22 protein-coding genes and 2 pseudogenes are annotated in these 22,519 nt (G+C 70.6%); 9 read left to right on the forward strand and 15 right to left on the reverse strand.

Annotated elements, in window-relative coordinates:
- Position 1: 1 nt before the first annotated feature.
- Together LWC35_RS24110 and LWC35_RS24115 are read left to right on the forward strand one after the other, a co-directional pair.
- On the forward strand, positions 2 to 229 hold the full coding sequence (locus LWC35_RS24110; protein ID WP_232872526.1) for a hypothetical protein: 228 nt from the start codon (positions 2 to 4) through the stop codon (positions 227 to 229).
- Between the two features lie 552 nt (positions 230 to 781).
- A pseudogene (locus LWC35_RS24115) lies at positions 782 to 1,953 on the forward strand (IS3 family transposase).
- Positions 1,954 to 2,243: 290 nt separating this feature from the next.
- On the opposite strand, the gene LWC35_RS39515 reads toward LWC35_RS24115, so the two are convergent.
- Positions 2,244 to 2,834 carry a DoxX family protein gene (locus LWC35_RS39515; RefSeq protein WP_308194654.1) on the reverse strand — a complete coding sequence of 197 codons (591 nt, stop codon included), beginning with the start codon at positions 2,832 to 2,834 and terminating at the stop codon, positions 2,244 to 2,246.
- Between the two features lie 348 nt (positions 2,835 to 3,182).
- Here LWC35_RS39515 and LWC35_RS24130 point away from each other — a divergent pair, with 348 nt between their 5' ends.
- Positions 3,183 to 3,428, forward strand: coding sequence for an SDR family oxidoreductase (locus LWC35_RS24130; protein WP_232872527.1), 246 nt, complete (start codon positions 3,183 to 3,185; stop codon positions 3,426 to 3,428).
- 81 nt (positions 3,429 to 3,509) lie between these two features.
- On the opposite strand, the pseudogene LWC35_RS41050 reads toward LWC35_RS24130, so the two are convergent.
- Positions 3,510 to 3,845, reverse strand: a pseudogene (locus LWC35_RS41050) (SDR family NAD(P)-dependent oxidoreductase); the annotation flags it as partial.
- Between the two features lie 676 nt (positions 3,846 to 4,521).
- On the opposite strand from LWC35_RS41050, the gene LWC35_RS24135 reads away from it, so the two are divergent.
- On the forward strand, positions 4,522 to 5,409 hold the full coding sequence (locus tag LWC35_RS24135; RefSeq protein ID WP_232872528.1) for an SDR family NAD(P)-dependent oxidoreductase: 888 nt from the start codon (positions 4,522 to 4,524) through the stop codon (positions 5,407 to 5,409).
- A 33-nt stretch (positions 5,410 to 5,442) separates the two neighbouring features.
- A complete protein-coding gene (locus tag LWC35_RS24140) occupies positions 5,443 to 6,057 on the forward strand; it encodes a TetR/AcrR family transcriptional regulator (RefSeq protein WP_232872529.1) in 615 nt (204 codons plus the stop codon).
- Here LWC35_RS24140 and LWC35_RS24145 read toward each other — a convergent pair.
- Genes LWC35_RS24145 through LWC35_RS24160 form a run of 4 tightly spaced genes read right to left on the reverse strand, consistent with a single transcriptional unit; the run spans position 6,049 to position 9,024 of the window.
- Positions 6,049 to 7,203, reverse strand: a complete 1,155-nt coding sequence (locus tag LWC35_RS24145; RefSeq protein ID WP_232872530.1) for an epoxide hydrolase family protein — start codon at positions 7,201 to 7,203, stop codon at positions 6,049 to 6,051. The genes LWC35_RS24140 and LWC35_RS24145 overlap by 9 nt on opposite strands.
- A 29-nt stretch (positions 7,204 to 7,232) precedes the next feature.
- The gene (locus LWC35_RS24150) at positions 7,233 to 8,114 is read right to left on the reverse strand and encodes an LLM class F420-dependent oxidoreductase (RefSeq protein ID WP_232872531.1); all 882 of its coding nucleotides are present in this window, start codon (positions 8,112 to 8,114) and stop codon (positions 7,233 to 7,235) included.
- 37 nt (positions 8,115 to 8,151) lie between these two features.
- Entirely contained in the window at positions 8,152 to 8,562 is a 411-nt protein-coding gene (locus LWC35_RS24155; RefSeq protein ID WP_269804705.1) for a MaoC/PaaZ C-terminal domain-containing protein, read from the reverse strand.
- Positions 8,563 to 9,024: an FAS1-like dehydratase domain-containing protein gene (locus tag LWC35_RS24160; protein ID WP_232872532.1), complete on the reverse strand. Its 462-nt coding sequence runs from the start codon at positions 9,022 to 9,024 to the stop codon at positions 8,563 to 8,565.
- A 95-nt stretch (positions 9,025 to 9,119) separates the two neighbouring features.
- On the opposite strand from LWC35_RS24160, the gene LWC35_RS24165 reads away from it, so the two are divergent.
- The gene (locus LWC35_RS24165) at positions 9,120 to 9,713 is read left to right on the forward strand and encodes a carboxymuconolactone decarboxylase family protein (RefSeq protein WP_232872533.1); all 594 of its coding nucleotides are present in this window, start codon (positions 9,120 to 9,122) and stop codon (positions 9,711 to 9,713) included.
- Positions 9,714 to 9,718: 5 nt separating this feature from the next.
- Positions 9,719 to 10,060, forward strand: a complete 342-nt coding sequence (locus LWC35_RS24170) for a hypothetical protein (RefSeq protein ID WP_232872534.1) — start codon at positions 9,719 to 9,721, stop codon at positions 10,058 to 10,060.
- A 1-nt stretch (position 10,061) separates the two neighbouring features.
- On the opposite strand, the gene LWC35_RS24175 is transcribed toward LWC35_RS24170, so the two are convergent.
- Genes LWC35_RS24175 through LWC35_RS24200 form a run of 6 tightly spaced genes read right to left on the reverse strand, consistent with a single transcriptional unit; the run spans position 10,062 to position 17,047 of the window.
- A complete protein-coding gene (locus LWC35_RS24175; RefSeq protein ID WP_232872535.1) occupies positions 10,062 to 11,096 on the reverse strand; it encodes a lactonase family protein in 1,035 nt (344 codons plus the stop codon).
- 5 nt (positions 11,097 to 11,101) lie between these two features.
- On the reverse strand, positions 11,102 to 12,145 hold the full coding sequence (locus tag LWC35_RS24180; RefSeq protein ID WP_269804706.1) for an aldo/keto reductase: 1,044 nt from the start codon (positions 12,143 to 12,145) through the stop codon (positions 11,102 to 11,104).
- A 13-nt stretch (positions 12,146 to 12,158) separates the two neighbouring features.
- Entirely contained in the window at positions 12,159 to 13,379 is a 1,221-nt protein-coding gene (locus tag LWC35_RS24185; RefSeq protein WP_232872536.1) for an LLM class flavin-dependent oxidoreductase, read from the reverse strand.
- Entirely contained in the window at positions 13,376 to 14,455 is a 1,080-nt protein-coding gene (locus tag LWC35_RS24190; protein ID WP_232872537.1) for a lactonase family protein, read from the reverse strand. Before LWC35_RS24190 ends, LWC35_RS24185 begins: the two co-directional genes overlap by 4 nt.
- A complete protein-coding gene (locus LWC35_RS24195) occupies positions 14,452 to 15,288 on the reverse strand; it encodes an LLM class flavin-dependent oxidoreductase (RefSeq protein ID WP_232872538.1) in 837 nt (278 codons plus the stop codon). The genes LWC35_RS24190 and LWC35_RS24195 overlap by 4 nt, the downstream gene beginning before the upstream one ends.
- A gap of 37 nt (positions 15,289 to 15,325) precedes the next feature.
- On the reverse strand, positions 15,326 to 17,047 hold the full coding sequence (locus LWC35_RS24200; RefSeq protein ID WP_232872539.1) for an N-acyl-D-amino-acid deacylase family protein: 1,722 nt from the start codon (positions 17,045 to 17,047) through the stop codon (positions 15,326 to 15,328).
- Positions 17,048 to 17,147: 100 nt separating this feature from the next.
- Between LWC35_RS24200 and LWC35_RS24205 the strand changes: the two genes are divergently transcribed.
- The gene (locus LWC35_RS24205; protein ID WP_232872540.1) at positions 17,148 to 17,465 is read left to right on the forward strand and encodes a 2Fe-2S iron-sulfur cluster-binding protein; all 318 of its coding nucleotides are present in this window, start codon (positions 17,148 to 17,150) and stop codon (positions 17,463 to 17,465) included.
- A complete protein-coding gene (locus LWC35_RS24210) occupies positions 17,465 to 18,727 on the forward strand; it encodes an NAD(P)/FAD-dependent oxidoreductase (RefSeq protein ID WP_232872541.1) in 1,263 nt (420 codons plus the stop codon). The genes LWC35_RS24205 and LWC35_RS24210 overlap by 1 nt, the downstream gene beginning before the upstream one ends.
- A gap of 73 nt (positions 18,728 to 18,800) precedes the next feature.
- Here the strand turns inward: LWC35_RS24210 and LWC35_RS24215 are convergent, their stop codons facing one another.
- The 3 genes from LWC35_RS24215 to LWC35_RS24225 form a co-directional block, all read right to left on the reverse strand.
- A complete protein-coding gene (locus LWC35_RS24215; RefSeq protein WP_232872542.1) occupies positions 18,801 to 19,523 on the reverse strand; it encodes an SDR family oxidoreductase in 723 nt (240 codons plus the stop codon).
- A gap of 14 nt (positions 19,524 to 19,537) precedes the next feature.
- Entirely contained in the window at positions 19,538 to 20,872 is a 1,335-nt protein-coding gene (locus LWC35_RS24220; protein WP_232872543.1) for an MFS transporter, read from the reverse strand.
- Positions 20,873 to 20,936: 64 nt separating this feature from the next.
- Entirely contained in the window at positions 20,937 to 22,514 is a 1,578-nt protein-coding gene (locus LWC35_RS24225) for a class I adenylate-forming enzyme family protein (protein ID WP_232872544.1), read from the reverse strand.
- Positions 22,515 to 22,519 lie beyond the last annotated feature (5 nt).

The raw sequence follows: 22,519 nt of genomic DNA on the forward strand, positions 1-22,519 counted from the left end.
GATGACCGACCAGACCAGCGTCCCCAGCATCGACGGTGTCCCGCTCGACCTGAGCCCCGGCACGATCCTCGACGTCGGCGACGCCTGCGACCAGGGCTTCACCACCGACATGCGGCGAGGCCGCTACGACGTGGGGGAGTGGATCGCCTGCCCGGACTGCGGGCACGAGCACCAGATCGTCGCAGTGACCCTTTTCGGCATCGCCCACAACATCCGCGTCGTGAGCTGACGCCACCGCCTTGAGGGGCCCGGCTTGCCGGGCCCCTCAACGCATCTCGGCACCAGCGCTCCCTAGTCCGACACCCGGGCGATGAGGCTGCGCGGGTCCACGCGCAACTCGGTCGGTGCCGCGGTCGCCGCGGAACTGTGAGCCAGCGACGTAGGGGGCGGGGGTGGCCGAGCAAGACACCGAGACCACCGCCGCGGCGGCGACCGTGCTGCAGCGGATGCTCACAGGAAGGATCAGCGAGGACCGGGCATTGCAGTACCTGCGCACCGAGTGGGTGCGCTCGGGCGGCGAGGTCATCACCGACCCCGGGCGCCGTCGTGCCCAAATTCGTGATCTGCCCGCCGCCGGTCACCGACCACACCTGAGTCCAGGCCCGGCGGCAGGGGGTGGCCGTGGGAGAGGGGTTTGCCGCGCAGCCACACCCGCCAGGCACGGTGCAACATCAGGGCACGTGAAGTACCACCTACGACCCTACGGCGAGAACGGGACTGCCCAGACTTCGGTTGACTCCTGGCCTGTGAGGACGTGCTCCTCGCTGGAAGGATCGACATCGTGCCCAAGCCGTTCCTGAAGGAGTTCCGCCGCGACGTGATCGCTGTCGCCCGCCAGGGCGACCAGTCCATCGCGGCGGTCGCACGGAACTTCGGGATCTCCGAGTCCTGCCTCTCACGCTGGCTCAAGATCGCCGACCGGAAAGACGGCATCACCCCGGACACACCCGCCGCGCCGGCCAGGACGGGCGAGATCGACCTCGAGGCGGAGAACCGCGAGCTGCGCAAACGCACGAAGCAGCTCGAGCAGGAGAACGAGATCCTGCGCCGGGCCACTGCCTACTTCGCCCGTGACGTGCTCCCAAAATGATGTACCCGCTGGTCCTCGACCTCGCCGACAACGGAATCCCTGTCGCGGTGACCTGCCGGGTGTTGGGCTTTAGCAAGCAGGCCTTCTACAAGTGGCGGGCCAAGCCCGTTTGCGACCGGGACTACGACGACGCTCACCTGGTCAATGCTGCGGTCGACGTCCACCACGACGACCCCGAGTTCGGCTACCGCTTCATCACCGACGAACTCGCCGGCCAGGGCTGGACGGCCTCGCGCAACCGCGTGAACCGGCTCTGCACACTGCAGAAGCTGTGGTCGGTCCACGCCCGTCAACGGGGCCGCTACCGCCGCCCGGGCCCGCCGGTGCACGACGACCTCGTGGGCCGCGAGTTCACCGCCGCGGCGCCGAACCTGTTGTGGTTTACCGACATCACCGAGCACCCCACCCGCGAGGGCAAGCTCTACCTCTGCGCGGTCAAGGACGCCTGTTCCAAGCGGATCGTGGGCTACTCCATCGACGCCCGCATGACCTCCCAGCTCGCTGTCGACGCGCTGCGCAACGCCATCGCGCTACGCGCCCCGGACGCGACCGCGATCGTGCACTCCGACAGAGGCAGCCAGTTCCGCTCCCACGCCTAGCAGCGGGTTCTCCGCGAAGCCCAGCTCCAAGGGTCGATGGGTCGGGTCGGGACCTGCGCGGACAACGCCGCGATGGAATCGTTCTTCAGCCTCCTGCAGAAGAACGTCCTCAACCGCCGCCGCTGGCACACCCGCGCCGAGCTCCGCCTGGCGATCGTGTCCTGGATCGAGACCACCTACCACCGCCGACGACGCCAAGACACCCTCGGCAGGCTCACCCCAGTCGAATTCGAGATACTCGCCTCGACCGCTCACGCGGCCTGAACACCTACCCGACACGGGTCAACCAGAGTCTGGGCAGTCCCAACCCGATCAACAACGGCCCGAGCCGTTCGGCCGTGAGCACGGGTGGGTAGTGCGGCCGCCCACCGGTCCCGGGATCCTGACAAGCACGGGAGCAGCGGCGCGGCCACAGCGCAGTCCCTCTCCTCGCAGTGCCCGGGCGACCGAGTGATTTCTGGTTTCGTCTCCCACCTCGTGCAGGTACGGCGACACCACCGCTGCCATGGCAACCGTTCGCAGGTGCTGCCGCCGCGGTGCACCGCTTCTGGCTGCTACTCCGCGGCTCGCTCTGGTGCCGTCCAGAAGGCGACGAGGTGGGTCGCGGCGCTGGCCAGCCCGAGGCCTACGGCGAGGGCCGCAGCGCGCGCCCCGAATATTCGACGATCCAGGCCGGTCGCGCGGTCCACGCTCCAGCGACCGGGCCCGTTCGCGGCCAAGGCGACGACGGCTGTGGCCAGGTTCGCCGTGTACTCCCAGCCCTCGGCGGTGATGAAGAAGCCGTTGGGCGCGTGGACGGTGCGGGCAGCGACTCCCATGGTGCTGACGACTGCGGCCGACGCCAGGGGCGTCCCGGCGCCCGCTAGTAAGAGAGCGCCGGCGCCGACCTCGACGGCGGCGCTGGCCCGTGCCTGTAGGGCCGGCTCACGGAATCCGATGGAGCCAAACCAGCTGGCCGTTCCCCTCAGAGTGCGGGCGTGTCGCACGCCGTGGGCAATCATCGTCACCCCGACCGCTCCGCGCAGGAGCACGGCGGCGATCTCCCGTCCTGGGTGGTCCACGCCCTTGCCCCGCTGGCGCCTCATGACGTTCTCCGTTCGATGTCCACTGTCAAGCATCCGCTGCTTGGTCTTGGCTGAAGCCATGTGGGTTTCGTGCTCCTGGGCGTCAGAGCCACGCTGAGCCGACAGGGGTCTGCCCAGACCCCGAGTAGTCGTGGCAGCTCGTACCGGTAGATGTAGCGGCTCCAGGAGCTTGCCGCACAACTGCCCAAGGCGAGGGCGCCCTCGGCGTAGGACTTCTGCGCCGACAGCATCCTGCCAGGTTGGGGCGGGACAAAAGGCGAGATTGGGTTGTCATGTGTTCCAGTCGCAAGGTGTGCGGGCACGTTCCCGCAAGGATCATCAACGTAGGTTCGATCGATGGTCTGACCGTTTCCGACACACCGACGGACTCCTACTCGATGAGCAAAGTCGGCCAGCACCATCTGGCCCGTGTCCTCGCCGCCAAGCTGGGGCCACGTGGAGTCCGTGCAACTCGCGCCGGGCCCGTTCCCCTCGAAGATGACGAGGAAGACGCTTGAGCAGCACGCGGACGAGTTCGTCGCGCAGACACCACTTCGGCGCCTCGGTGAGCCCGACGATGTCGCTGGCGCAGTCATCTACCTGTCCTCCCGTGCGGGCAGCTACGTCACCGGAGCCTTGCTCACCCTCGATGGAGGCTTGACCGTCAACCGCTAGACCACCTCGTGGTGGCCGTGTTCTCCAGGTCAGGAGGAACGACCGGGTGAGGAAGAAAGGAGCCTTCAAGTTAGGATCGAGGACCTTTTCCCAGGCTGACGTGGGGGACTCCTCGAGCGGGGCGCCCCAGGTCGCTCCGGCGTTGTTGATGAGGATGTGCACACCGTCGTGACCGGCCCGTACTGTCTCAGCAAGGCGCAGGCACTCGTCCTCGTGCGCGAGGTTTGCCCGGACGGCGCTGACCTCGCCGAACTCGGATAGCTCCGTGCACGCCTGCTCGCAGACGTCGGCGTTCCGCGAGGAGATCACGACGGTGGCACCGGCGAGTAGCAGGCCACGAGCGGTCATGGGCCCAATGCCGCGGCTCCCTCCGGTGACAACGACTGTGCGCCCACGAAGATCGAACAGTCCGCTCATGCAATCTCCTCAGCCGCTGGGGCGGCGACCCGTACCAGCGAACAGACCGTGAGGCGCGAGGGCGCGGGCCATGCAGTAGACCGATTCAGTCAAAGTCGGGCCGGTTCGGCGCGGAGCTGCGGCGAATTCGCCTGGTCCCGGCCGTTCGATGTTCATGAGAATCACCTATTCATGGGATGCCGCCGGCGACAGCAGCACGACTCCTGTGGTGCAGGCGGCTTCATCGCTGCACTTGGCTTCGGTCAGCCCGGTGGCAGAGTGGTAGCCCTCACCCTCAGCGACCTCAGCGTCGCCGACATCCGACGCTGGCCGGCTCCCGTGGCGAGCTTCTAACTCGCCTGGACTGCAGTGGGTTCTGATGACTGAGCTGATGTGGCTCCACCTCTTGAGGCGCCCGACCCTGTTCGACGCCCGCGCGGGCCCAGGGCCCAGGCGCGCGCCGCGCGGGACACCATCAGGCGACACCTTGTCGGAGAAGCTCCCTCTGTACGAGGTGAACCACGCCGTCCTCGGCGGCGAGCAGTTACACCACCAAGAGACGCAACCGCACGTTGCTCCAGGCGATGTGCTTCGGAGACGACAGACACTCACATAATCGACCACTGTTGGATTATACTAGCCCCATGCAGTCCCGACATGCCTCACTTCGGCCGCGGTCCGATCGGCAGGCGGAGCCGTGATCGCGCGGCCCGCTTCAGCTCTGGTCACCGGCGGTGGAACCGGCATCGGACGGCGCATCACCGAGAGGCTCGTCCAGGACGGCTACTTCGTCACGATCATGGGCCGACGAGAGGAGCCACTCCTGGATACCCAGCGCCTGCTCGGCGACAAGGTGTCAACAGCTGTGGGGTCTGTGACGAACGAAGCCGACGTGGCGCTTGCAGTCGAACAGGCGAGTGCACGCGCCCCGCTCACGGTCGCCGTACTCGCCGCCGGCACGGGCGGACGGCACGCCAAGCTTGCCTCGACTCCTCTCCGTTCGTGGCGACGAGTCTTGTCCACGAATCTCGACGGCGCGTTCCTCACCCTTCGCGCGACTGCCGAACGAATCGCACAGAACGGCGGAGGCTCGATCGTCGCTATCTCGTCGATCGCCGCAACCAGACCCCATCACGGGATGGCGGCGTACGCCATCAGTAAAGCGGCGCTGGAGGCCCTGGTGGCGAACGGAGCCAACGAGCTCGGAGAGCAGGGCGTCCGCGTGAACGCGATTCGGGCGGGCATCGTGGACACCGACATGACCGCTGGGCTCTACGGCAACGGAGGTTTCGTCGCGCGACAGCTGAGCGAAACTCCGGTCGGCAGGCTCGGCGCAGCGAAAGATCTCGCGGAGGCGGTGTCCTTCCTCGTCAGCCCGGCGGCATCGTGGATCACTGGCGTCTGTCTGGCCGTCGACGGGGGGAACCATCTGCGTGGAACTGTCCAGGTCAACGTTCCACCACAGCTAGGCGGCGGCACGGACACTCAGCCGCCCGGATTGGACGAAGGTCGGATGCTGGTCGGACCGGATAACGGAGGTGTGAGCGAACCACCTTGCCCGGCTACAGTTGCACAGACTCCGTGATCACTTCAGTCGCCTTGCGAAGGAGCCGTCGCCGTGGGCCGCCCCAAAGTGCCCCTCATCTCCAAGCGCACCACCCTCGAAACCGCGCTTCGGATCATCGACGAGGAGGGCTTGGACGAGCTGAGCATCCGACGCCTCGCACGAGAGCTCAACGTCAACGGGGCGTCCCTCTATCACCACTTCCACAACAAGGAGGACATCCTCCTCGGCTCCGCCCAGCTGGCGCTGGACGACGCGCGGCTTCTCGACGCACCGGACGCGGACTGGCGGGAGTGGTTCATCGACCAGGCACGCCTCTACCGCCGGGCCCTGCTTGACCATCCGGCGCTGGTGACCGTGATTCTCAAGCAGCACCCGCACCGCATTGCGCTCGAGTTCTACGACAAGGCAGTGCGCATTCTCTACGCCAGCGGTGTGCCCCGGCCGGCGATCATCCCGCTCATCGAAAGCATGGAGTCCTACACGTTCGGCTCAGTGCTGTACGCCACGGCGGCACGGAACGACACGGAACCGCTCGACGAGGCGTTCGACGCCCTCAGCGAGGCCCGTCGGGCCGCGGCCGAGCATATCGACGACGAGGTGCTCTGGGAGCACATCGCTCGGGGGATCACGGAGTCCGTGCTCGCCGCCGCGACCGCATCACGCTGAACGGAGCGGGCGGAAGAAGTCGCGCAGCTCCTGGGCGTACAGCTCGGGCTCCTCGAACGGCGCGAAGTGGCCGCCACGCGGGGGTTCGGTCACCCGCACGACGTTCCCGGTCCGCTCCAGCCAGGCCCGCGGCGGCCGGACGATGTCCCCCTGGAAGATCGAGAACCCGCTGGGCACCTCGACCCGGCGGGTGTGCTGGGCATGCGGGATCGCGGCGTTGGCCCGGTACATCCGTATGGAGGAGCCGATCGTGCGCGTCAGCCAGTACAGCGTGATGTTGGTAAGTATCTCGTCGCGGGTGTAGGACCGGTACACGTCGCCCTCGCAGTCGCTCCAGGCGCGGAGCTTCTCGACGATCCACGCGGCCAGGCCGGCGGGCGAGTCGGTGAGCGCGACCGCGGGGGTCTGTGGCTTCGTCCGGTGTATCGCGCCGTAGGCCCCCTCGGCGGCGCCCCAGGCCGCCGCCGACTCGAGCCACCGGCGCTCCTCCTCCGACAGCGGCGGGCCGCCCGAGGTCAGCACCGGCAGCCCGGCGTCCATCCGATGGACTCCGACGACCCGATCGGCGTGGTCGAGCCCGAGGTAGCGGCTGACCTGGCTGCCGATGTCGCCCCCCGCCGCGCCGAACCGGGTGTAGCCGAGCGCGGTCATGAGCTGCACCCAGAGACCGGCCACGGCGACCGTGTCGAGCGGGGCACCACGGGGTGCGTCGGAGTAGCCGAAGCCCGGCAGGTCCGGGACGACGACGTCGAACGCGTCGGCGGGATCGGCGCCGTGTGCACCGGGGTCGACGAGCAGGTCGATCACCTTTGTGTAGCGCCAGAACGAGTCCGGCCAGCCGTGGGTGAGCACGAGCGGCAGGACGGGGCCGGTCGTCGCCTTCGCCCGGGCGTGCACGAAGTGGATGCCCAGCCCGCCGACGGTGGCGCGGAAGCGCGGCAGCCGACCCAGGGCGTCCTCCTGGGCGGGCCAGTCGAACTCCTCCGCCCAGTACTCGACGAGCTCGCGCAGGTGGTCGAGGTCCGTCCCCATCGACCACCCGGCGTCCTCGGGCGCGTCGGGCAAGCGCGTCGCGTGCAGCCTGGTGCGCAGGTCCTCGAGCTCGGCGGCGCTCGCGCGTGGGCTGAAGGGCTCGATCTCGGCCATCGTCGACTCCGTTCGAAGGTTCGGGTTTGTCACAAAAGCTCCGGGGCGAGCGTCCGCCACTCGGGCAGGGGAATCTCGGCGTCACCCCGCAGCACCTGGACGGCGACGTGATCGGCGCCCGCGTCGTGGTGCTCCCGCACCCGTGCCACGACCGTGTCGAGATCACCCCACGCCACGAGCGCGTCGACCAGGCGGTCCGACGCCTGCTTCGGGTTCGCCCAGTCCTCGTCGGCGAAGCCGAGCCGGCGCAGGTTCGCGAGGTATCCCGGAGCGCGCAGGTAGAAGCTGATGGCTGCGCGCCCGATCGCCCGTGCGGTGGCGGGATCCCGCTCCAGCAGCAGCATCTGCTCGGGGGCAAGAAGCGGCTTGTCGCCCAGGATCTCCCGGGCCTGCCGGGTGTGCTCCGGGGTGGTGAGGTACGGGTGCGCACCGCTCGTCCGCGTGCCCGCCAGCTCGAGCATCTTCGGCCCGAGCGCGCCAAGGACGGTCCACTGAGGACCTTCCGGGCCGAGGGCGGCGAAGGGCGCGGCGTCCATCGCGTCAAGATAGGAACGCAGGTAGCTCAGCGGGCGGCGGTATTCGTGGCCGCGGACCTTGGCCACCAGCGCCGGGCTGCTCACCCCGAGCCCGAGCAGGAACCGGTCCGGATACGCCTCGGCGAGAGTTTTGCGGGCCGCCTCGGTCGTCATGGCATCGCGGGCGTAGATATTGGCGATGCCGGTTGCGACCGTCAGCCGCGACGTCGCGGCCAATAGCAGGCCCGCCATCACGAACGGGTCCCGCCCGATTGCCTCGTTCAGCCACAGCGTCCGGTAGCCGAGCTCCTCGAGCTCGCGGGCCGCCTCCTGCGCCGCCGCGGAGGGATGGCGATCGAAGGCCGTGGTCCAGATTCCGACTCGTCCGAGTTCCACGGCTGCACCCTACACGAGCGAGCCCAACAGCGTTTGGTTACGCTGGCCCGAGGTCCGCTGTCGCCCGGCCGGTGAGCACCGTGCGACCGTTCTGGTCGGTTGTCTCGACCGCGAGCTCGGCCAGCTGCCGGCCCTCCAGCACCTGCACGGCCTCGACGGTGGCCCGCGCCGTCAGGGTGTCGCCGGGCCGGACCGGGCGGACGAAGCGCCCGCCAAAGGAGCGCAGCGCCCCGATCCCGACCCAGTCCGTGACCACCTTCCCGGACGCCCCCATGGCGAGCATGCCGTGGGCGAGCACGGTGGGCTGCCCGGCGACCCGGGTCGCGTAGACCTCGTCGGTATGCAGCGGGTTGAAGTCCCCGGACGCCCCGGCGTACATGGCGATCCGGGTGCGGCTGAGGTCCTCGACGACCGCCGCGGTTCGGCTCTCCCCCACCTGCAGTTCCATCTACTCCCCCTCGCCGGAGGTGACGGGCAGCACGCGGACGAACCGGGCGACGACGACCTGCTCGCCGGTCCGCGTATCCCGGTACTCGGTCACGAGCTCCTCGAATCGCAGCGTGCCGCCGCCTCGCGAGGCCTTGTCCCACGTGCGGCCGGGGCGCTGCACCACGTCGAGGACGTCCCCGACGACCATTGGCCGGCGGTACTCGAAGTGCTGCTCGGCGTGGAGCCAGTGGGCCTCCCCGGCGTCGGCCGACTCGGGCCACGGCCGGCCCTGCCGCGGCCGCAGCGGGTAGTCCGGCTCGAAGTGCGCCGCCGACATCGCGAAGGTCGGCGGCGCCGGGATCGCGCCGAGCTCGACCGCCTCGCGGGAGCTGGGATCGGTGTAGGCGGGGTTCTCGTCGCCGATCGCCCGGGCGAAGGCGAGGACCTGGGACGCCTCCACGGGGAAGCGGAAGTCCGTCATTGTTCCTCCTCGACGCGAGCACGTTGAGGGTGCCCGCTGCGTGTGATAAACCGTAACCAACCACTGTTCGGTTTGCTAGATCCGCAGGAGGTGCGATGTCGCACGACGAGCCCCGGCGCCGCTTCGGCGACCTGCCGGCCGAGGAGATGGACCCGGCCCAGCGCGCGGTCAACGACCGGCTCGTGGCGTACCTATACCCGGACCGAGCGGGCGACGGCTCGGTGATCGGCGGCCCGATGGCCGCGCTGCTGCGCAGCCCGGGCCTGGCCGAGGGCGTCGGCCGGCTCGTCCCGCTCATGTTCGAGGGGCTGTCGATCCCGCGGACGGCGGTCGAGTTGGCCGTTCTGCTCACCGCGCGGCACTGGAACTGCCACTTCGAGTTCCACACCCATCGCCGGTACGCCGCCCGGTTCGGCCTGGACCCCGAGGTGGTCGAGGCGATCGCCCACGGCGTCCGCCCGGAGCTGGGCGGCGAGCTCGCGGACACCCATGACTTCGTTGGCGAGCTGCTGCGTGACGGCGACGTCGACGACGCGACCTTCGCCGCCGTGGCCGACCGCTGGGGGCGCCAGGGCGCGGTCGAGCTGATCACCGCGGTCGGCTTCTACACCTCGCTCGCCCTCGTGCTGAACGTCGACCGCTATCCCGCGCCCGCGCTGCCGGCGCTCACGAGCCTCATGAGGAAGTGAGATCCATGCCCGAGGGATCTGTCGTCGGTACCGTCCCGCAGAAGGGGTCGTTCGTCCGGGCCGACCTCGCGGAGATCGGTCGCTGCCCCGCCAGGGCGGACTTCGTCGAGCTGCACTTCACCACTGAGGTCGGCCGGTGGAAGTGGTGCTTCCCCGATCCCCGCTCGCGCGAGACTCGCACCGACGAGCAGACCTTGGTGCTCGTGCTGGGCCGCTATGGCACGCAGGCCCACCTCGTTGTGGACGGGGCGATCGGCCCCGCGCTGCCCAGCTCCGAGGCGCTACCGATGATCCTCGGCGGGTCCCGCCCGTTTGTGTCCCGCAAGCTCATCGAGTCGGGCGTCTGACTCACCCTCCGGCGAACAGGATCGAGCTCGGCGACGGCACCGGGACCGGCCGGCCCGCCGGCCCGAGCCGGTGATTCCCGTCGATCCCGAACACGACAAGCTCGTTCGAGTGCCAGTTGCCGACCAGCAGGTGCCGGCCGCCGGGGTGGACGGCGAGGGTCCGCGGCGAGCGTCCGCCGCTGCGAACGGTCGCGCGCACCCGGGCCCCGCCCACGCCGTCGACCTCGACGGACACGATGGCGTCCGCCTTGCGGACGCCCACGAACAGCGTACCGCCGTCGGGGTGCAGGTGCAGCTCCGACGGGGAGCCGGCGCCGAGGTGGTGGGTGGAGCGGATCGCGGTCGGTACGTGGTCGCGCGCCTCGAGCACGTACAGCGTGGCGTCCCCCTCTCCGACGACGTACACGGCCCGGCCGGACGGGTCGAGCGCGAGGTGGCGGGGCCGCGACCCGGTGGGGAAGATGATCCGTCGGGCGGGTCCCGCTGGCCTGCCGCTGTCGAGGGGGTGGACCGCGAGCTCGTCGCGCCCGAAGTCGGTCACCAGCAGCAGGGAGCCGTCGGGCGTCACGCGCAGGTGGTGGAGTTGGGCGCCCGGATCCGGCGGGAGGGGCTGCGTGGGGCCGGGGTTGCCGTCGGCGTCGAGCTCGACGACCGTCAGGACCCCGTCGACGAGATGGCCCACGTAGGCGAATCCGCCGTCCGGGTGCACGGCCACCGCGGCGGCCATGGTGCCCAGCGAGGCCACCGCCGAGAGGGGCTTGAGGGCCCCGTCGGCGGCCGTGCCGTGCGCGACCAGCCGGGCCGACGTGGCGAACTCGGCGGCGTACAGCACTGGCAGGGTCGGGTGGGGCTCGAGGTACTGCGGGCTGCGCAGCCCGGTCGCGGCGGTGCCTGCGCGGCGGAGCTCGCCCGTGGTGTCGTCGAAAGTCAGCCGCTCGACACCCGCGGCCGGGACGGTGGTGTCAGGATCGGGGCGCGGGTAGTGGTCCCAGACCTCGTGGGTGAGGCCGCCGACGAGGACGTCGGAGGCCGCCATCGCGCTCACCTGCTGTTCCGGCGGCGCAGCTCGGGGCGCAGGAGGGCCGGCGCCGTGTAGCCGAGGTCGCCCGGGTTGAGCGTGACGCCCGGCGGCACCACCTCGTCGATCGCGTCGAGGACTTCCCGCGGCAGCACGGTGCCGGCGGCGGCGAGCTGCGGGTCGAGGTGCTCCACCGTGCGCGGTCCGACGACCGCCGACGTCACTCCGGGATGTTCGAGCACGAAGGCGATCGCCAGCTGGATCAGCGTCAATCCCGCTTCCGCCGCGATCTTCTCCAGCTGCGCCACGGCCGCGGCTTTGGCCTGGTTGGCGGGCAGCGAAGGATCGTGGCGCAGCGGGTTCTTCCAGCGCTGCCAGGCGGGGTCCCGGGTCTCCTCGCGGTAGCGCCCGCAGAGCCAGCCGCCGGCTAGTGGGCTCCAGACCAGCGTACCGATCCCGTACTCCTGCGCGACCGGTAGAAGGTCTCGCTCTATGCCCCGGGCCAGCACCGAGTACGGCGGCTGCTCGACGGCCGGCCGCGCGCCGCGGGCGCAGCCGAGCCATTGCGCTTCGACGATCTGAGCCGTCGGGAAGGTGCTGGTGCCGTAGTGGCGGATCTTGCCTGCCCGCACGAGGTCGGCGAGGGCGTCGACCGTCTCGTCCAGCGGGGTGTCCTCGTCCGGACGGTGGGCCAGGTAGACGTCGAGATGGTCGGTGCGCAGCCGGCGGAGACTTCCCTCGACGGCGCGGTGGATCCAGCGCCGCGAGCTGCCGCGGTGGGCTGGGTGGTCGTCGATCGGGTGGTGGAACTTGCTCACCAGCACCAGGTCGTCGCGGCGGCCGGCCAGCGGTCCGGTCAGCGCCTCGCCGAGGAGGGTCTCGGCCTCGGTGCGCGAGTAGACGTCCGCGGTGTCGATCAGGTTGATCCCCGCGTCGACGGCCCGCGCGAGCAGCGTCGCGCAGTCGGCGGCGGACATGCGTCCGTACGAGCCGAAGTTCATGGTGCCCAGGGCGAGTGGGCTCACGCGGATGCCGGTGCGGCCCAGCACCCGATAGTGCTCCAGCAACGGTGTTCCCTTTCTAGCGGCGGAGGAACCGCGATCGGGTCCGGTCCGCGTCCGGTGCGGGGACCAGGAGCCCGGCCCGCTCCAGCCGCGGGAACAGCTCCTCGAAGACGCGGTCCACGAGCTCGGAGTGCTTGGGCAGCAGCACGATGAAGCCGTCGGTGAGGCCGGTGCCCGCGATGCGGGCAATCTCCGCGGCGACGGTGTCGGCGGTGCCGACGACGCTGCGGTGGCCATTCGCGGTGTTCCCGATCCGGACCACCTCGGCCAGGGTCAGGTCGTTCTGCGTCACCAGCTCGTGGATGGCGGCGGCGCGGCCCTGGCGCCGGCCGATGTGCTCGACGGCCGGGAGGCGGTCACGCGGGAAGGGATCGTCGGGTGCGACGTCGGACAGGTCCACGCCGCCGAGCACCTCTTCGATCCGGGTGCGTTGCTCGGCGAAGGAGAAGACCCCCGCGAGGGCGCGTTCGTGCTCGCGGGCCTGCTCGGCGGTGTCGCCGAGGATCGGGGCGAGCCCAGTGAGGATGGTCGGCCGGGTGCCGTCGATCCGGTGGGTCGCGCAGGCGCGGGTCAGCGCATCGGTGTAGCGCCGCTGGGCGTGATCGGCCGGGGCCGAGGTGAACACGAACTCGGCGACCCGCGCGGCCAGATCGATCCCCTCCGGCGAGGCGCCGGACTGGCCGACGAGCAGCGGCCCCGGGAAGGGCCTGATGCTCAGCGGCCCGCGCACCGTAAAGTGCTCCCCGGTGAAGTCGATGTCCGCGGGGTCGTCGCCCTTCTCACCCCAGCTGTGCCACAGCCGGTCCACGACGGCGAGGTACTCGCCAGCGCGGGCGTAGCGCTGAGCGGGTGAGGGCAGCTCGTCGAGCCCGAAGTTCTGCTCGCCGGCATACGACGTCACCAGGTTGGCCGCAATCCGGCCCGCGCCAATGTGGCTGAGCGAGGTGAGATGCCGGGCCACGTGCACGGGATGGGTGAACGTGCTCGACAGCGTCGCCACGACGGTGATCCGCTCGGTCCGGGCGAGGACGGCGGCGGCCAAGCTGACCGGCTCGAACCGGTTGCGCGGGGAGAAGCTCGGGTCGAAGGCCAGCGAGTCGGCGAGGAAGAGACCCTCCAGCCCGGCCGCCTCGGCGCGGCGGGCGATCCCGAGCACGTCGTCGATCGTGTCACGCACCTCGGCCCCGCTGTTGAGAGGCGGTGCGGGCAGCACGGTAAGGACCAGCGGCTCGCTCATGACGCGAAGGCGAACGAGCTGGGCGACGGGACCTCGACCGGCTCCCCGAGCGGGCGCGGCCACCCGTCTTCGCCGATCTCGAACACGACGACCGTGTTGGAGTCCCAATTGCCCACGAGCAGGTGGCGCCCGGACGGGCTCACGCGCACCGCCCGCGGGTTGCGGCCGCGGCTCGGCTCGTGGCCACGCAGCCGGACCGCGCCCTCGCCGTCGACGTCCAGGACCGCGACCGCGTCCGCCCGGCGCAGGCCGACGAACAGGGTCCGCCCGTCCGGGTGCAGGTGCAGCTCCGACGGCAGCGCGGTTGTCCCGTCCGGGACCAGCCGGTGGGCGGCGACGATCCGCACGGGCACGTGCTGCCGCGCCTCGAGCTCGTAGAGCGTGGCGTCGCCCTCCCCCACCACATAGGCGGTCCTCCCCGAGGGGTGGAACTCCACGTGCCGGGGAAAGCTCGCTTCCGGGAAACCAACGCAGCTCAGCGGTGCCGGGTTCGGGCCGGCGCCCGCCGGGTACGTGACCACGGAGTCCGTGCCGACGTCGGCAACCACGAGCCCGCCGCCGTCCGGCGTCACCCGGACCTGGTGGAGCTTCGACCCGGAGCCGCGGTAGGCGAACCGCTCCCCCGTCATGGGCTGTGCCATTCCGGGGACCACGGGCCGGACCACCCGGATGCCGCCCCGCTCGTCGAGCAGGCAGGCGGTGAGCGCCCCGTCGTCGAGATGGGCGACATAGGCGACGTCCCCGGCCGGGTCCACGGTCACGGCGACGGCCATGCCCCCGAGGGAGTCCACGGAGGCCCGCCGTGTGAGCCGCCCCCCGGGGCCGACGTCGAGGACGGCGATCCGGCCCGGCCGGGCGAACTCCGCCGCGTAGAGAACCGGCAGCCCGGGGTGCAGCGCGAGGTACTGCGGGCTGGAGACGCCGTCCGCGGCCACGCCGTCGGGCCGCAGCGCGCCGGTGTCATCGTCGAGCACGAGCCTCTCGATCCCGCGCGACGAGATCGTGGTGTCGGTGTCCGGGCGGGTGAAGTAGCACCAGAGGTCCGCGGTGAAACAGCCGACGAGGACGTCCGTCATCGATCCACTCCCATGAAGCGCGGCATGACCTCAGCCGCGAACTCCGTGAGCTCGTCGAGCGGAAAGGGTGCCACCACACGCAATACCACCCGGTCCGCCCCGGCGTCGACGTAGCGGCCCATCAGGTCCGTGTGCTGCTCGACGGACCCCGGCTCGAACCCGACGTTGACGGCGGTGACGATCGCGGCCGGGTCCGCAGCGGTCTCGAGCACGATGGCCCTCTTGCGGCGCAGCTCCTCCGGTATCACCGACGAGCAGTTCCAGCCGTCGTTCACCGCGGCGACGACGCCCAGCCCCCGCTTCTCCCCGGAGGCGCCCACCCAGATCCGGGGCCGCTCCTGCACGGGGCGGACTCCGCAGCGGGCCCCGTCGAGCCGGTAGAACTCGCCCTCGTGGTCGACGACCTCCTCGGTCCACAACCGGCGGACCACGGTGGCGCCCTCGCGCAACCGTCGTAGCCGGACCGCGGGTGACTCGAACGGGAACCCGAAGGCGTCGTACTCCTCGCGATGCCACCCGGCGCCGAGCCCCAGCTCGGCCCGGCCGCCGGACAGCTGGTCGATGGTCGCCACCGCCCGGGCCAGCACCGCCGGATGCCGGAACCCCACGGAGTAGACGAGCGACCCCACCCGCACCCGCTGGGTGGCGAACGCGAGCGCGGTGTGGCAGACGACTGAGTCCAGGGAGCCCGCATCCGGCGGACGGATCGCCGGGTGCAGATGGTCCCAGATGCTCACCCAGTCGAAGCCCAGGTCCTCGGCGCGCCGCCAGGCCTCCTGCAGCTCCGCGACCGTGCAGTTCTCCAGGGCAGTGTGGACCCCGAAGCGCGTCATGATCCTCCTCCACGACGACCGGACCGGGTGGGTGGACTCAGATGCGGACCGGTTCCTTGCCCGGCAGCCATGTGCCCGGCAGGTCCTCCGTCGCCTTGCCGTCAACCTGCGTGAGCACCCCGTTGACGGCGGTGGCCCGGTAGCCGCCCGCGGGCCGCCGGTAGCGCTTCGCCCCGCCCGGGAAGTCGTAGACCGCCTCGGGGCGGCCGAAGGTGAGTGCGTCGAGGTCGAAGACGGTCAGATCGCCGCGCTTGCCGACCTCCAGGCGCCCGATGTCGGCGAACCCGTACAAGTCCGCGGGCCGGGAGGTCATCTCCGCGACCGCCTTCTCCAGCGAGAGGTCGCCGCGTTCCCGGACGTAGCGGGTCAGCATCAGCGTCGTGTCGCCGGTGTTGCAGTGCGAGATGATGTGCGCGCCCGCGTCGCTCGCCGAGACGACCGTCGCCGGGTCGTTGAGGAAGGCGCCGATCCGCTCAGGGTTCGCGTTGCCGGTGGTGTAGGCGAGCCCCGGGTGCAGGAGGTTCAGCTCCAGCCAGTCCGCCAGGGCGTCCGACGGGTGGCCGCCGTGGTTGCGCGCCCAGCCGCCGAACGTCTCCCCGACGAACTTCTCCAGGCCCGGCCGCTCGACGGTCTCGATCCGCACCCGGTCGAGTTCGTGGTGCGGGAACGTCGTCTTGGGAATGCGATCCCAGTCCGCTGCGGCCCGGGCCCGCCACTCGGGATCCGCCAGCATGCGGCTCTGAGTGGCCTCGTCGGGCGCCTGCAGGAGCTCGTTCCAGGCCGGCACGCTGATGAACCCCATGCCACCCTGCCAGTTCGCCATGAACTCCTGCGGATGCGTGGAGATCGTGGGGTAGGCGCGCAGGCCGTCGGCCTGCAGCCGCTTCGCCAGCGCGAGGTAGCCCTCGATGATCGACGGGTCCTTATCCCAGTCGATGAACCCGTTCCAGGTCATCGCGACGTCGGCCGCGCCGCACAGCCGGGCGTGGTGCTCGAGCTGCGCCATGGACGTCGGGTGGTCCATCATCGCCGAGAGGATCTCGAAGTGGGCGCGGTGCTTGCCCGTGACCGCCAGCAGCGCCTCGAGCTCGGCGTCGTCGGCCTGCGAGCTCGGCACGAGCCGGCCGTCGGCACCGCGGTCGAAGTACGAGGTCGAGAACCCCGACGCCCCGCCGCGCAGCGCCTCGTCGAGCAGGGCCGCGATCTGCGCGCGCTCGTCCGGCGTCGAGGGTCGCTCCCACGCCTCCGCACCGAGCACGTAGAGCCGCAGCGCCGAGAGGCCCACCAGACCCGCGACGTTGACACCGAACCCGCGCGAGCTCATCGAGCCCACGTACTCCGGGTAGGACTCCCAGTCCCACGGGATGTGGTCGGAAAAGCCCAGCTCGGGGATCTCCTCGATCACCGCGAACGTCTTGCTCAGCCCCGCCCGGTCGCTCGCGCGGACCGGCGCCAGGGACAGCGAGCAATTCCCGAACAAAATCGACGTAACGCCGTGCTGCGGCATCGGGTCGCAGCTGGGGTCCCAGAACAATGACGGGTCGTAGTGCGTGTGGCCGTCGATGAACCCGGGGGTCACGAAGGCCCCGCCGGCGTCGATCTCCTGCTCGCCGTCCGGGGACAGGTCCGGCCCGATCTCAGCGACGACGCCGCCCTTCACACGCACGTCCGCACGGCGCCGCGGGCCGCCCGTGCCGTCGACAAGGGTGCCGCCCCGGACGATCAGATCGCCCCTGCTGTCCGGCTTGTGAGCTTGCATCGCCTTCCCCTCATCCGCTTTACGGCTCCTGCTGTCCCGGTAACACTAATCCAACACTGATAGGATTTCTAGCGGCAGCCAGGGTGGAAGGAGCTCGGACATGCCTGACCTGCACGTCACGAACCGCGAGGGCGACACGAAGACGCTCCCGGGCCGACCGGGGACCTCCACGATGGAGGTGATCCGGGAGGGCGGGATCGACGAGCTCATAGCCCTGTGCGGCGGAGAAATCAGCTGCGCGACCTGCCACGTATACGTCGACCCGGTGTTCGCCGACCGGCTGCCGCCCGTGAGCGAGGACGAGGACGCCCTGCTCGACAGCTCGGAGTACCGCGAGCCGACCTCGCGCCTGTCCTGCCAGATCCCGTTCAGCGAGGAGCTCGACGGACTGCGCGTCACGATCGCCCCGGAGGACTGATGTCCGGCACGACCGGGTGGTCGGGGCGTTATGACGTCGTGGTCGTCGGGGCCGGACACGGTGGTGCCCACGCCGCCGCGGCCCTGCGCCAGCACGGGTTCACCGGATCGATCGCGCTGGTCGGCGACGAGCCCCGGCTCCCCTACGAACGCCCTCCGCTGTCCAAGGACTATCTCTCCGGCGACACCCCGTTCGAACGCCTGCTCATCCACCCGGAGTCCTACTGGCAGGAGCGGGACGTCGATGTCCTCACCGACCGGCGCGTCACCACGGTCGACGCCGACGCCCATCGGATCGGCTGCGACGACGGGACCGCGCTGGAGTACGGGCACCTCGTCTGGGCGACCGGCGGGGCCCCGCGCACGCTGAGCTGCCCGGGGCACGAGCTCGACGGGGTACACACGGTGCGCACCGTCGCGGACTCCGACCGCCTGCGGGCCGAGCTCCCGGCGGTGACCCGGGCCGTCGTCGTGGGCGGCGGATACATCGGGCTGGAGACCGCGGCGGTCCTGCGCGCGGCCGGGAAGCACGTCACCGTGGTCGAGGCCCAGGATCGCGTGCTCGCCCGCGTCGCTGGCGCTCCGCTGTCGAGGTTCTACGAGGAGCTGCACCGCAGCCAGGGTGTCGACATCCGGCTCGGCGCGACGGTCGAGCGTCTGGAGGGCGACTCCCAGGTCACCGGCGTCCGGCTCGCCGACGGCGAGCTGGTGCCCTGTGACCTGATGATCGTCGGGATCGGCATTGTCCCGGCGGTCGCTGCGCTCCGGGCGGCGGGTGCGGTGGGTAGCGACGGCGTCGAGGTCGACGAGCGGTGCCGGACCAGCCTGCCGGACGTGTTCGCGATCGGCGACTGCGCGGCCCACCGCAACCGCTACGCCGACGACGCGGTGATCCGCCTCGAGTCGGTACAGAACGCCCACGACCAAGCCACGGTCGTCGCGCAGGTCCTGACGGGGACCGGGGCACGCTACGACGCCGTGCCGTGGTTCTGGTCCAAGCAGTACGATCTGCGCCTCCAGACCGTCGGGCTCTCCGCCGGTCACGACGCGACCGTGGTCCGCGGCGAGCCGGCCATGGGCCGATTCTCGGTCGTCTACCTGCGGCAGGGCCGCGTCGTCGCACTGGACTGCGTCAACGCCGTCAAGGACTACGTGCAGGGCAAGAAACTGGTCGCCAGGCAGATGCGGGTGGACCCCGCCCTCCTCGCCGACGCGACCGTCCCGCTCAAGGAGCTGGCTGCGGTCACACCGGCGCCGTCCTGAGCCAAGCCGCGGAATCTGCGACCGAACGATGAAGGGCCGCCGGAACTCACCGGCGGCCCTTCATCGCATGCCCTCAGACACCGCCTCCGGAGAAGGCGATGACCTGGCCGCTCATGAAGTCGATCTCCCCCGACGCCAGAAACCCGATGAGCGCGCCGACCTCGTCGGGCCGCCCGAGGCGCCGCATCGGCACCCGGGCCCGCACCTGCTGCGCCACCGAGGGATCGTCCATCCCTCGGGGGAGGTAGTTGCTGTCGAGGAAGAACGGGGCGACAGCGTTCACCGCGATCCCGTCCGGCCCCAGCTCTCGCGCGAGCGACCGGACGAGGGCGTGCGCGCCGGCCCGCGCCGCACCGTAGAAGGCCATGCCCGACGATGCGCCGAGAGGGGCTCCCGACGTCACGAACACGATGCGCCCACTCCCCTGCACCCGCATGACCGGCGCGACGGCCAGGGCGAGCCTGGCCGGGTGCACGGTGAACACCTCGAGAAGGTCCCGCAGGTCCTCGGGGGTCCGGTCGACGAAGCCACCGGCCTTCATGTCGCCGAAATCGTTGCTGACGGCCACGTCGACGCGGCCGTACCGCTCGACCGCGTCAGCCACGAGTTCCTCCGGGCCACCGGCGGCCGAGGCGGTTCGACCGGGGTGTGCGTCCTCGTACGCCGCACGCGCAGCGGCATCCGTGAAGTCTTCGCCGTGGCAGAGGACCACGAGGCCTCTCGCTGCGAGCGCCGCCGCGACCGGGGGCCCAGCGTAGTCCGACGCGTTGGTGAGGATCGCGACCTGCGGGTTCATCCGGGTTGAGCGTCTCACACGGACCGGGGAATGGAGATGATGGCGGCCAGCCCGATGACCGAGCCCGCGATGACCCAGTAGGCCGGGGCGAGCGTGGAACCCGTCCAGGCGATGAGCTGGGCGGCGATGAACGGCCCGAAACCGCCCGCGACCGTCACGCCGACGTTGTAGCCCAGGGCCATCCCGCTCGTCCGGACGTTCGTCGGGAAGAGCCGGGCGAAGATCGCCCACGCCGGACCGGTCTGCGCCCCCGCGATCTGCATGAACACGGTGTGCAGGATCGCCACCACCACAATGCTGTCCGTGCAGGCCAGGCCGAGGAACAGCGGGTAGGCCAGCACCACGTAGGCGATCGTCGAGGCAAGCAGCAGGCGGCGCCCGCCGATCCGGTCGGCCAGGATGGCCCACAGCGGGATCGTCAGCGCCTCCAGGCCGATCGCGATGGCCGTAACCCAGTAGACCTGGCTCTTGGGGAAACCCCGCTCGCCGATCAGGAACACGGTGATGTAGATCAGCCCCAGGTAGCCCGGGGCGGAGAGCCCGATCTGGATGCCGATGACCCGCAACAGCGACTTCGGGTACTTCAGGAGCACATCGCGGAACGGCCGCTCGCTGAGCCGCTGCTTCGCCTTCTCCCGGACGAACTCCGGCGAGTCGTCCATCGCGCGGCGCAGCCACAGGCAGGCCAGGGCGAGGGGCAGGCAGAGCAGGAACGGGATCCGCCAGCCCCATGCACCCATGCTCTCGGCGGAGACGAAGAGGCTCAGCACCCCGGTCACGACGGCCGACAACACGTAGCCCCAGCTGCCGCCGCTGCCGACGAAGGAGCTGAAGAAGGTGCTGCGCGCCGTAGGAGAGGATTCGACCGCGTAGGCCGTGGCCCCCATCGCCTCGCCGGCCGCGGACAGTCCCTGGACGAACCGGACGAGGATGAGCAGCACGGGTGCGGCGATGCCGATGGTCGCGTAGCCGGGTAGCACTCCGATCGCGGCGGAGGCCAGGCCCATCACGAGGATCGTGAGGAGCAGGGTCCGGCGCCGGCCGTGCCGGTCGGCGAAGCGCCCGATCAGGATTCCGCCCAGCGGACGTGCCACGTTGGACACCCCGAGCGCCCCCAGGGCCGCAATCGTCGAGACCGCCGGATCCGCGGACGGGAAGAACAGGGGTGCGAGGAAGACGGCGAGCAGGCCGTACAGGCTGAACTCGTAGTACTCGATGACCGTGCCGAGCCCGCCGGTCAGCGCGGCGCGCCGGCCTCCGCTCGAGGTGGCGGTCGGCAGCTGCTCGACCGGCGTGGCGTCGTGGCCGTCCCGGCCCGCGGAGGCCACCGGATCAGAAGATGTCGTCATGTCCCATGCCTCGAAGATCAGCGTTGATTCGGGGTCGATTCGGGTTCGGGGTGGAGCGGGCGGATCAGCGCAGCGGTGGGCCCAGCGACGCCGGCGCGGAGTACTCCTCCACGAGGTGTCGCTTGAGGACCTTCCCGGACATGTTGCGCGGCAACGGGGAGCGCCGGAGCACGACGTACCGCGGGAGCTTGTAGTCCGCGAGGCGGGTCTTGCAATAGCTGCGGACGGCGGCAGGCTCAAGCTTGGCGTCGGCTGCGGGATGGATGATCGCGGCGGCGGTCTCCCCCCACTTCTCGTCGCCGACACCGATCACCGCGCACTCGGCGACGCCCGGGATCTGCTCGAGCACGCCCTCGATCTCCGCGGGGTACACGTTGATGCCGCCAGAGATGAACATGTCCTTGCTGCGTCCGACGATGTAGAGGAAACCGTCGTCGTCGAGCCGGCCGAGGTCTCCGGTCCGCAGCCAGCCGTCGACGATCGTGGCCGCCGTGGCCGCCGGGTCCTCCCAGTAGCCGAGCATGACCTCGGGCCCCTTGATCACGACCTCGCCGACCTCGCCGACCGGCAGCTCGATGAGCTCGTCGGATGTGTGGTCGACGACCCGGATCCGGTTGTGGATGCCGGCTCGGCCGACCGAGCCGGGCCGGCGCCGGGAGTCCTCGAGGCTCTGCCACGTGGTGGAGCTGGCCCCCTCGGTCAGGCCGTACGCGTTGCGCACGGGCAGACCGGCGTCCCACATGCTCTGCAGGAAAGCCTCGCTGACCGCTGCGCCCCCGGTCAGGCAGGTGCGCAGCGAGGACAGGTCGAAGCGGGCGAACTCGGGATCGCGGCGCATGCCATCCCAGATGACCGGGACCGCCGTGAAGTGCGTGATCCGGTGGCGCTCGACGGCCTCCAGGGACCGGCGCGCGTCGCTGACCGTGTCCAGCACGGTGACCCCGCCGCCGGCGTAGGTCACCGCCCACAGCATCACCAGTGTGCCGGTGAACGCGAGCGGCGCCGGCAGGTACAGCCGGTCGTCCCGCTTCAGGTCGTCGGCGAGGGTGCGGAAGTGGGCGGTGGCGAGCACGTTGCCGTGGGTCAGCATTGCCCCCTTCGGCCGGCCCGTCGTGCCGCTCGTGTAGCAGATGAACGCCACGTCGTCGGACTCCACCGAGACGTCGACGTCGGCGGCGTCGGTGGCGTCGGTGGTATCCGCGGCGTATAGCGACTCCAGGACCTCGCCGAATCCCGGCTCGAAGCCCACTCTCACGACGTCGCCCGCGCCGTCCAGGTACTCGAGGGCCTGCGCCGCGGCCTCGGCGTACGTCCCGTGCGCGATCAGCAGGCGGCAGCCAGAGTGCCGGACGATGTAGCTCAGCTCGCCGGCCGTCAGCCTGTGGTTGAGCGGGACGGTGATCGCGCCAAGCTTGAAGCCGGCGATCACGATCTCGAGGTACTCGCGGCAGTTGGGGGCGATCAGCCCGACGCGGTCGCCCTTGCCGACCCCGCGCTCCCGCAGGCCGGCCGCCAGGCGGTTCGTCCGTTCGTCCAGTTCGGCCCAGGTCGTGACGGCGTCGCCGTCGATGATCGCCTCGCGTCCGGGGGCCGCCCGCGCCCAGAAGCGCACGAAGTCACCGAGACCCTCACGACTCGTCATTCATC

Source organism: Pseudonocardia kujensis, assembly GCF_021283305.1.
Taxonomy (GTDB): Bacteria; Actinomycetota; Actinomycetes; order Mycobacteriales; family Pseudonocardiaceae; genus Pseudonocardia; species Pseudonocardia kujensis.

Excerpts from the sequence above, each read along its gene's own strand:
- LWC35_RS24165 (WP_232872533.1), top strand. The coding sequence starts at position 9,120 with ATGTCGCACGACGAGCCCCGGCGCCGCTTCGGCGACCTGCCGGCCGAG.
- LWC35_RS24210 (WP_232872541.1), top strand. The coding sequence starts at position 17,465 with ATGTCCGGCACGACCGGGTGGTCGGGGCGTTATGACGTCGTGGTCGTC.
- LWC35_RS24190 (WP_232872537.1), bottom strand. The coding sequence starts at position 14,455 with ATGACGGACGTCCTCGTCGGCTGTTTCACCGCGGACCTCTGGTGCTAC.
- LWC35_RS24200 (WP_232872539.1), bottom strand. The coding sequence starts at position 17,047 with ATGCAAGCTCACAAGCCGGACAGCAGGGGCGATCTGATCGTCCGGGGC.
- LWC35_RS24155 (WP_269804705.1), bottom strand. The coding sequence starts at position 8,562 with ATGGAACTGCAGGTGGGGGAGAGCCGAACCGCGGCGGTCGTCGAGGAC.
- LWC35_RS24185 (WP_232872536.1), bottom strand. The coding sequence starts at position 13,379 with ATGAGCGAGCCGCTGGTCCTTACCGTGCTGCCCGCACCGCCTCTCAAC.
- LWC35_RS24110 (WP_232872526.1), top strand. The coding sequence starts at position 2 with ATGACCGACCAGACCAGCGTCCCCAGCATCGACGGTGTCCCGCTCGAC.
- LWC35_RS24225 (WP_232872544.1), bottom strand. The coding sequence starts at position 22,514 with ATGACGAGTCGTGAGGGTCTCGGTGACTTCGTGCGCTTCTGGGCGCGG.
- LWC35_RS24205 (WP_232872540.1), top strand. The coding sequence starts at position 17,148 with ATGCCTGACCTGCACGTCACGAACCGCGAGGGCGACACGAAGACGCTC.
- LWC35_RS39515 (WP_308194654.1), bottom strand. The coding sequence starts at position 2,834 with ATGGCTTCAGCCAAGACCAAGCAGCGGATGCTTGACAGTGGACATCGA.
- LWC35_RS24160 (WP_232872532.1), bottom strand. The coding sequence starts at position 9,024 with ATGACGGACTTCCGCTTCCCCGTGGAGGCGTCCCAGGTCCTCGCCTTC.
- LWC35_RS24170 (WP_232872534.1), top strand. The coding sequence starts at position 9,719 with ATGCCCGAGGGATCTGTCGTCGGTACCGTCCCGCAGAAGGGGTCGTTC.
- LWC35_RS24220 (WP_232872543.1), bottom strand. The coding sequence starts at position 20,872 with ATGACGACATCTTCTGATCCGGTGGCCTCCGCGGGCCGGGACGGCCAC.
- LWC35_RS24215 (WP_232872542.1), bottom strand. The coding sequence starts at position 19,523 with ATGAACCCGCAGGTCGCGATCCTCACCAACGCGTCGGACTACGCTGGG.
- LWC35_RS24175 (WP_232872535.1), bottom strand. The coding sequence starts at position 11,096 with ATGGCGGCCTCCGACGTCCTCGTCGGCGGCCTCACCCACGAGGTCTGG.
- LWC35_RS24145 (WP_232872530.1), bottom strand. The coding sequence starts at position 7,203 with ATGGCCGAGATCGAGCCCTTCAGCCCACGCGCGAGCGCCGCCGAGCTC.
- LWC35_RS24195 (WP_232872538.1), bottom strand. The coding sequence starts at position 15,288 with ATGACGCGCTTCGGGGTCCACACTGCCCTGGAGAACTGCACGGTCGCG.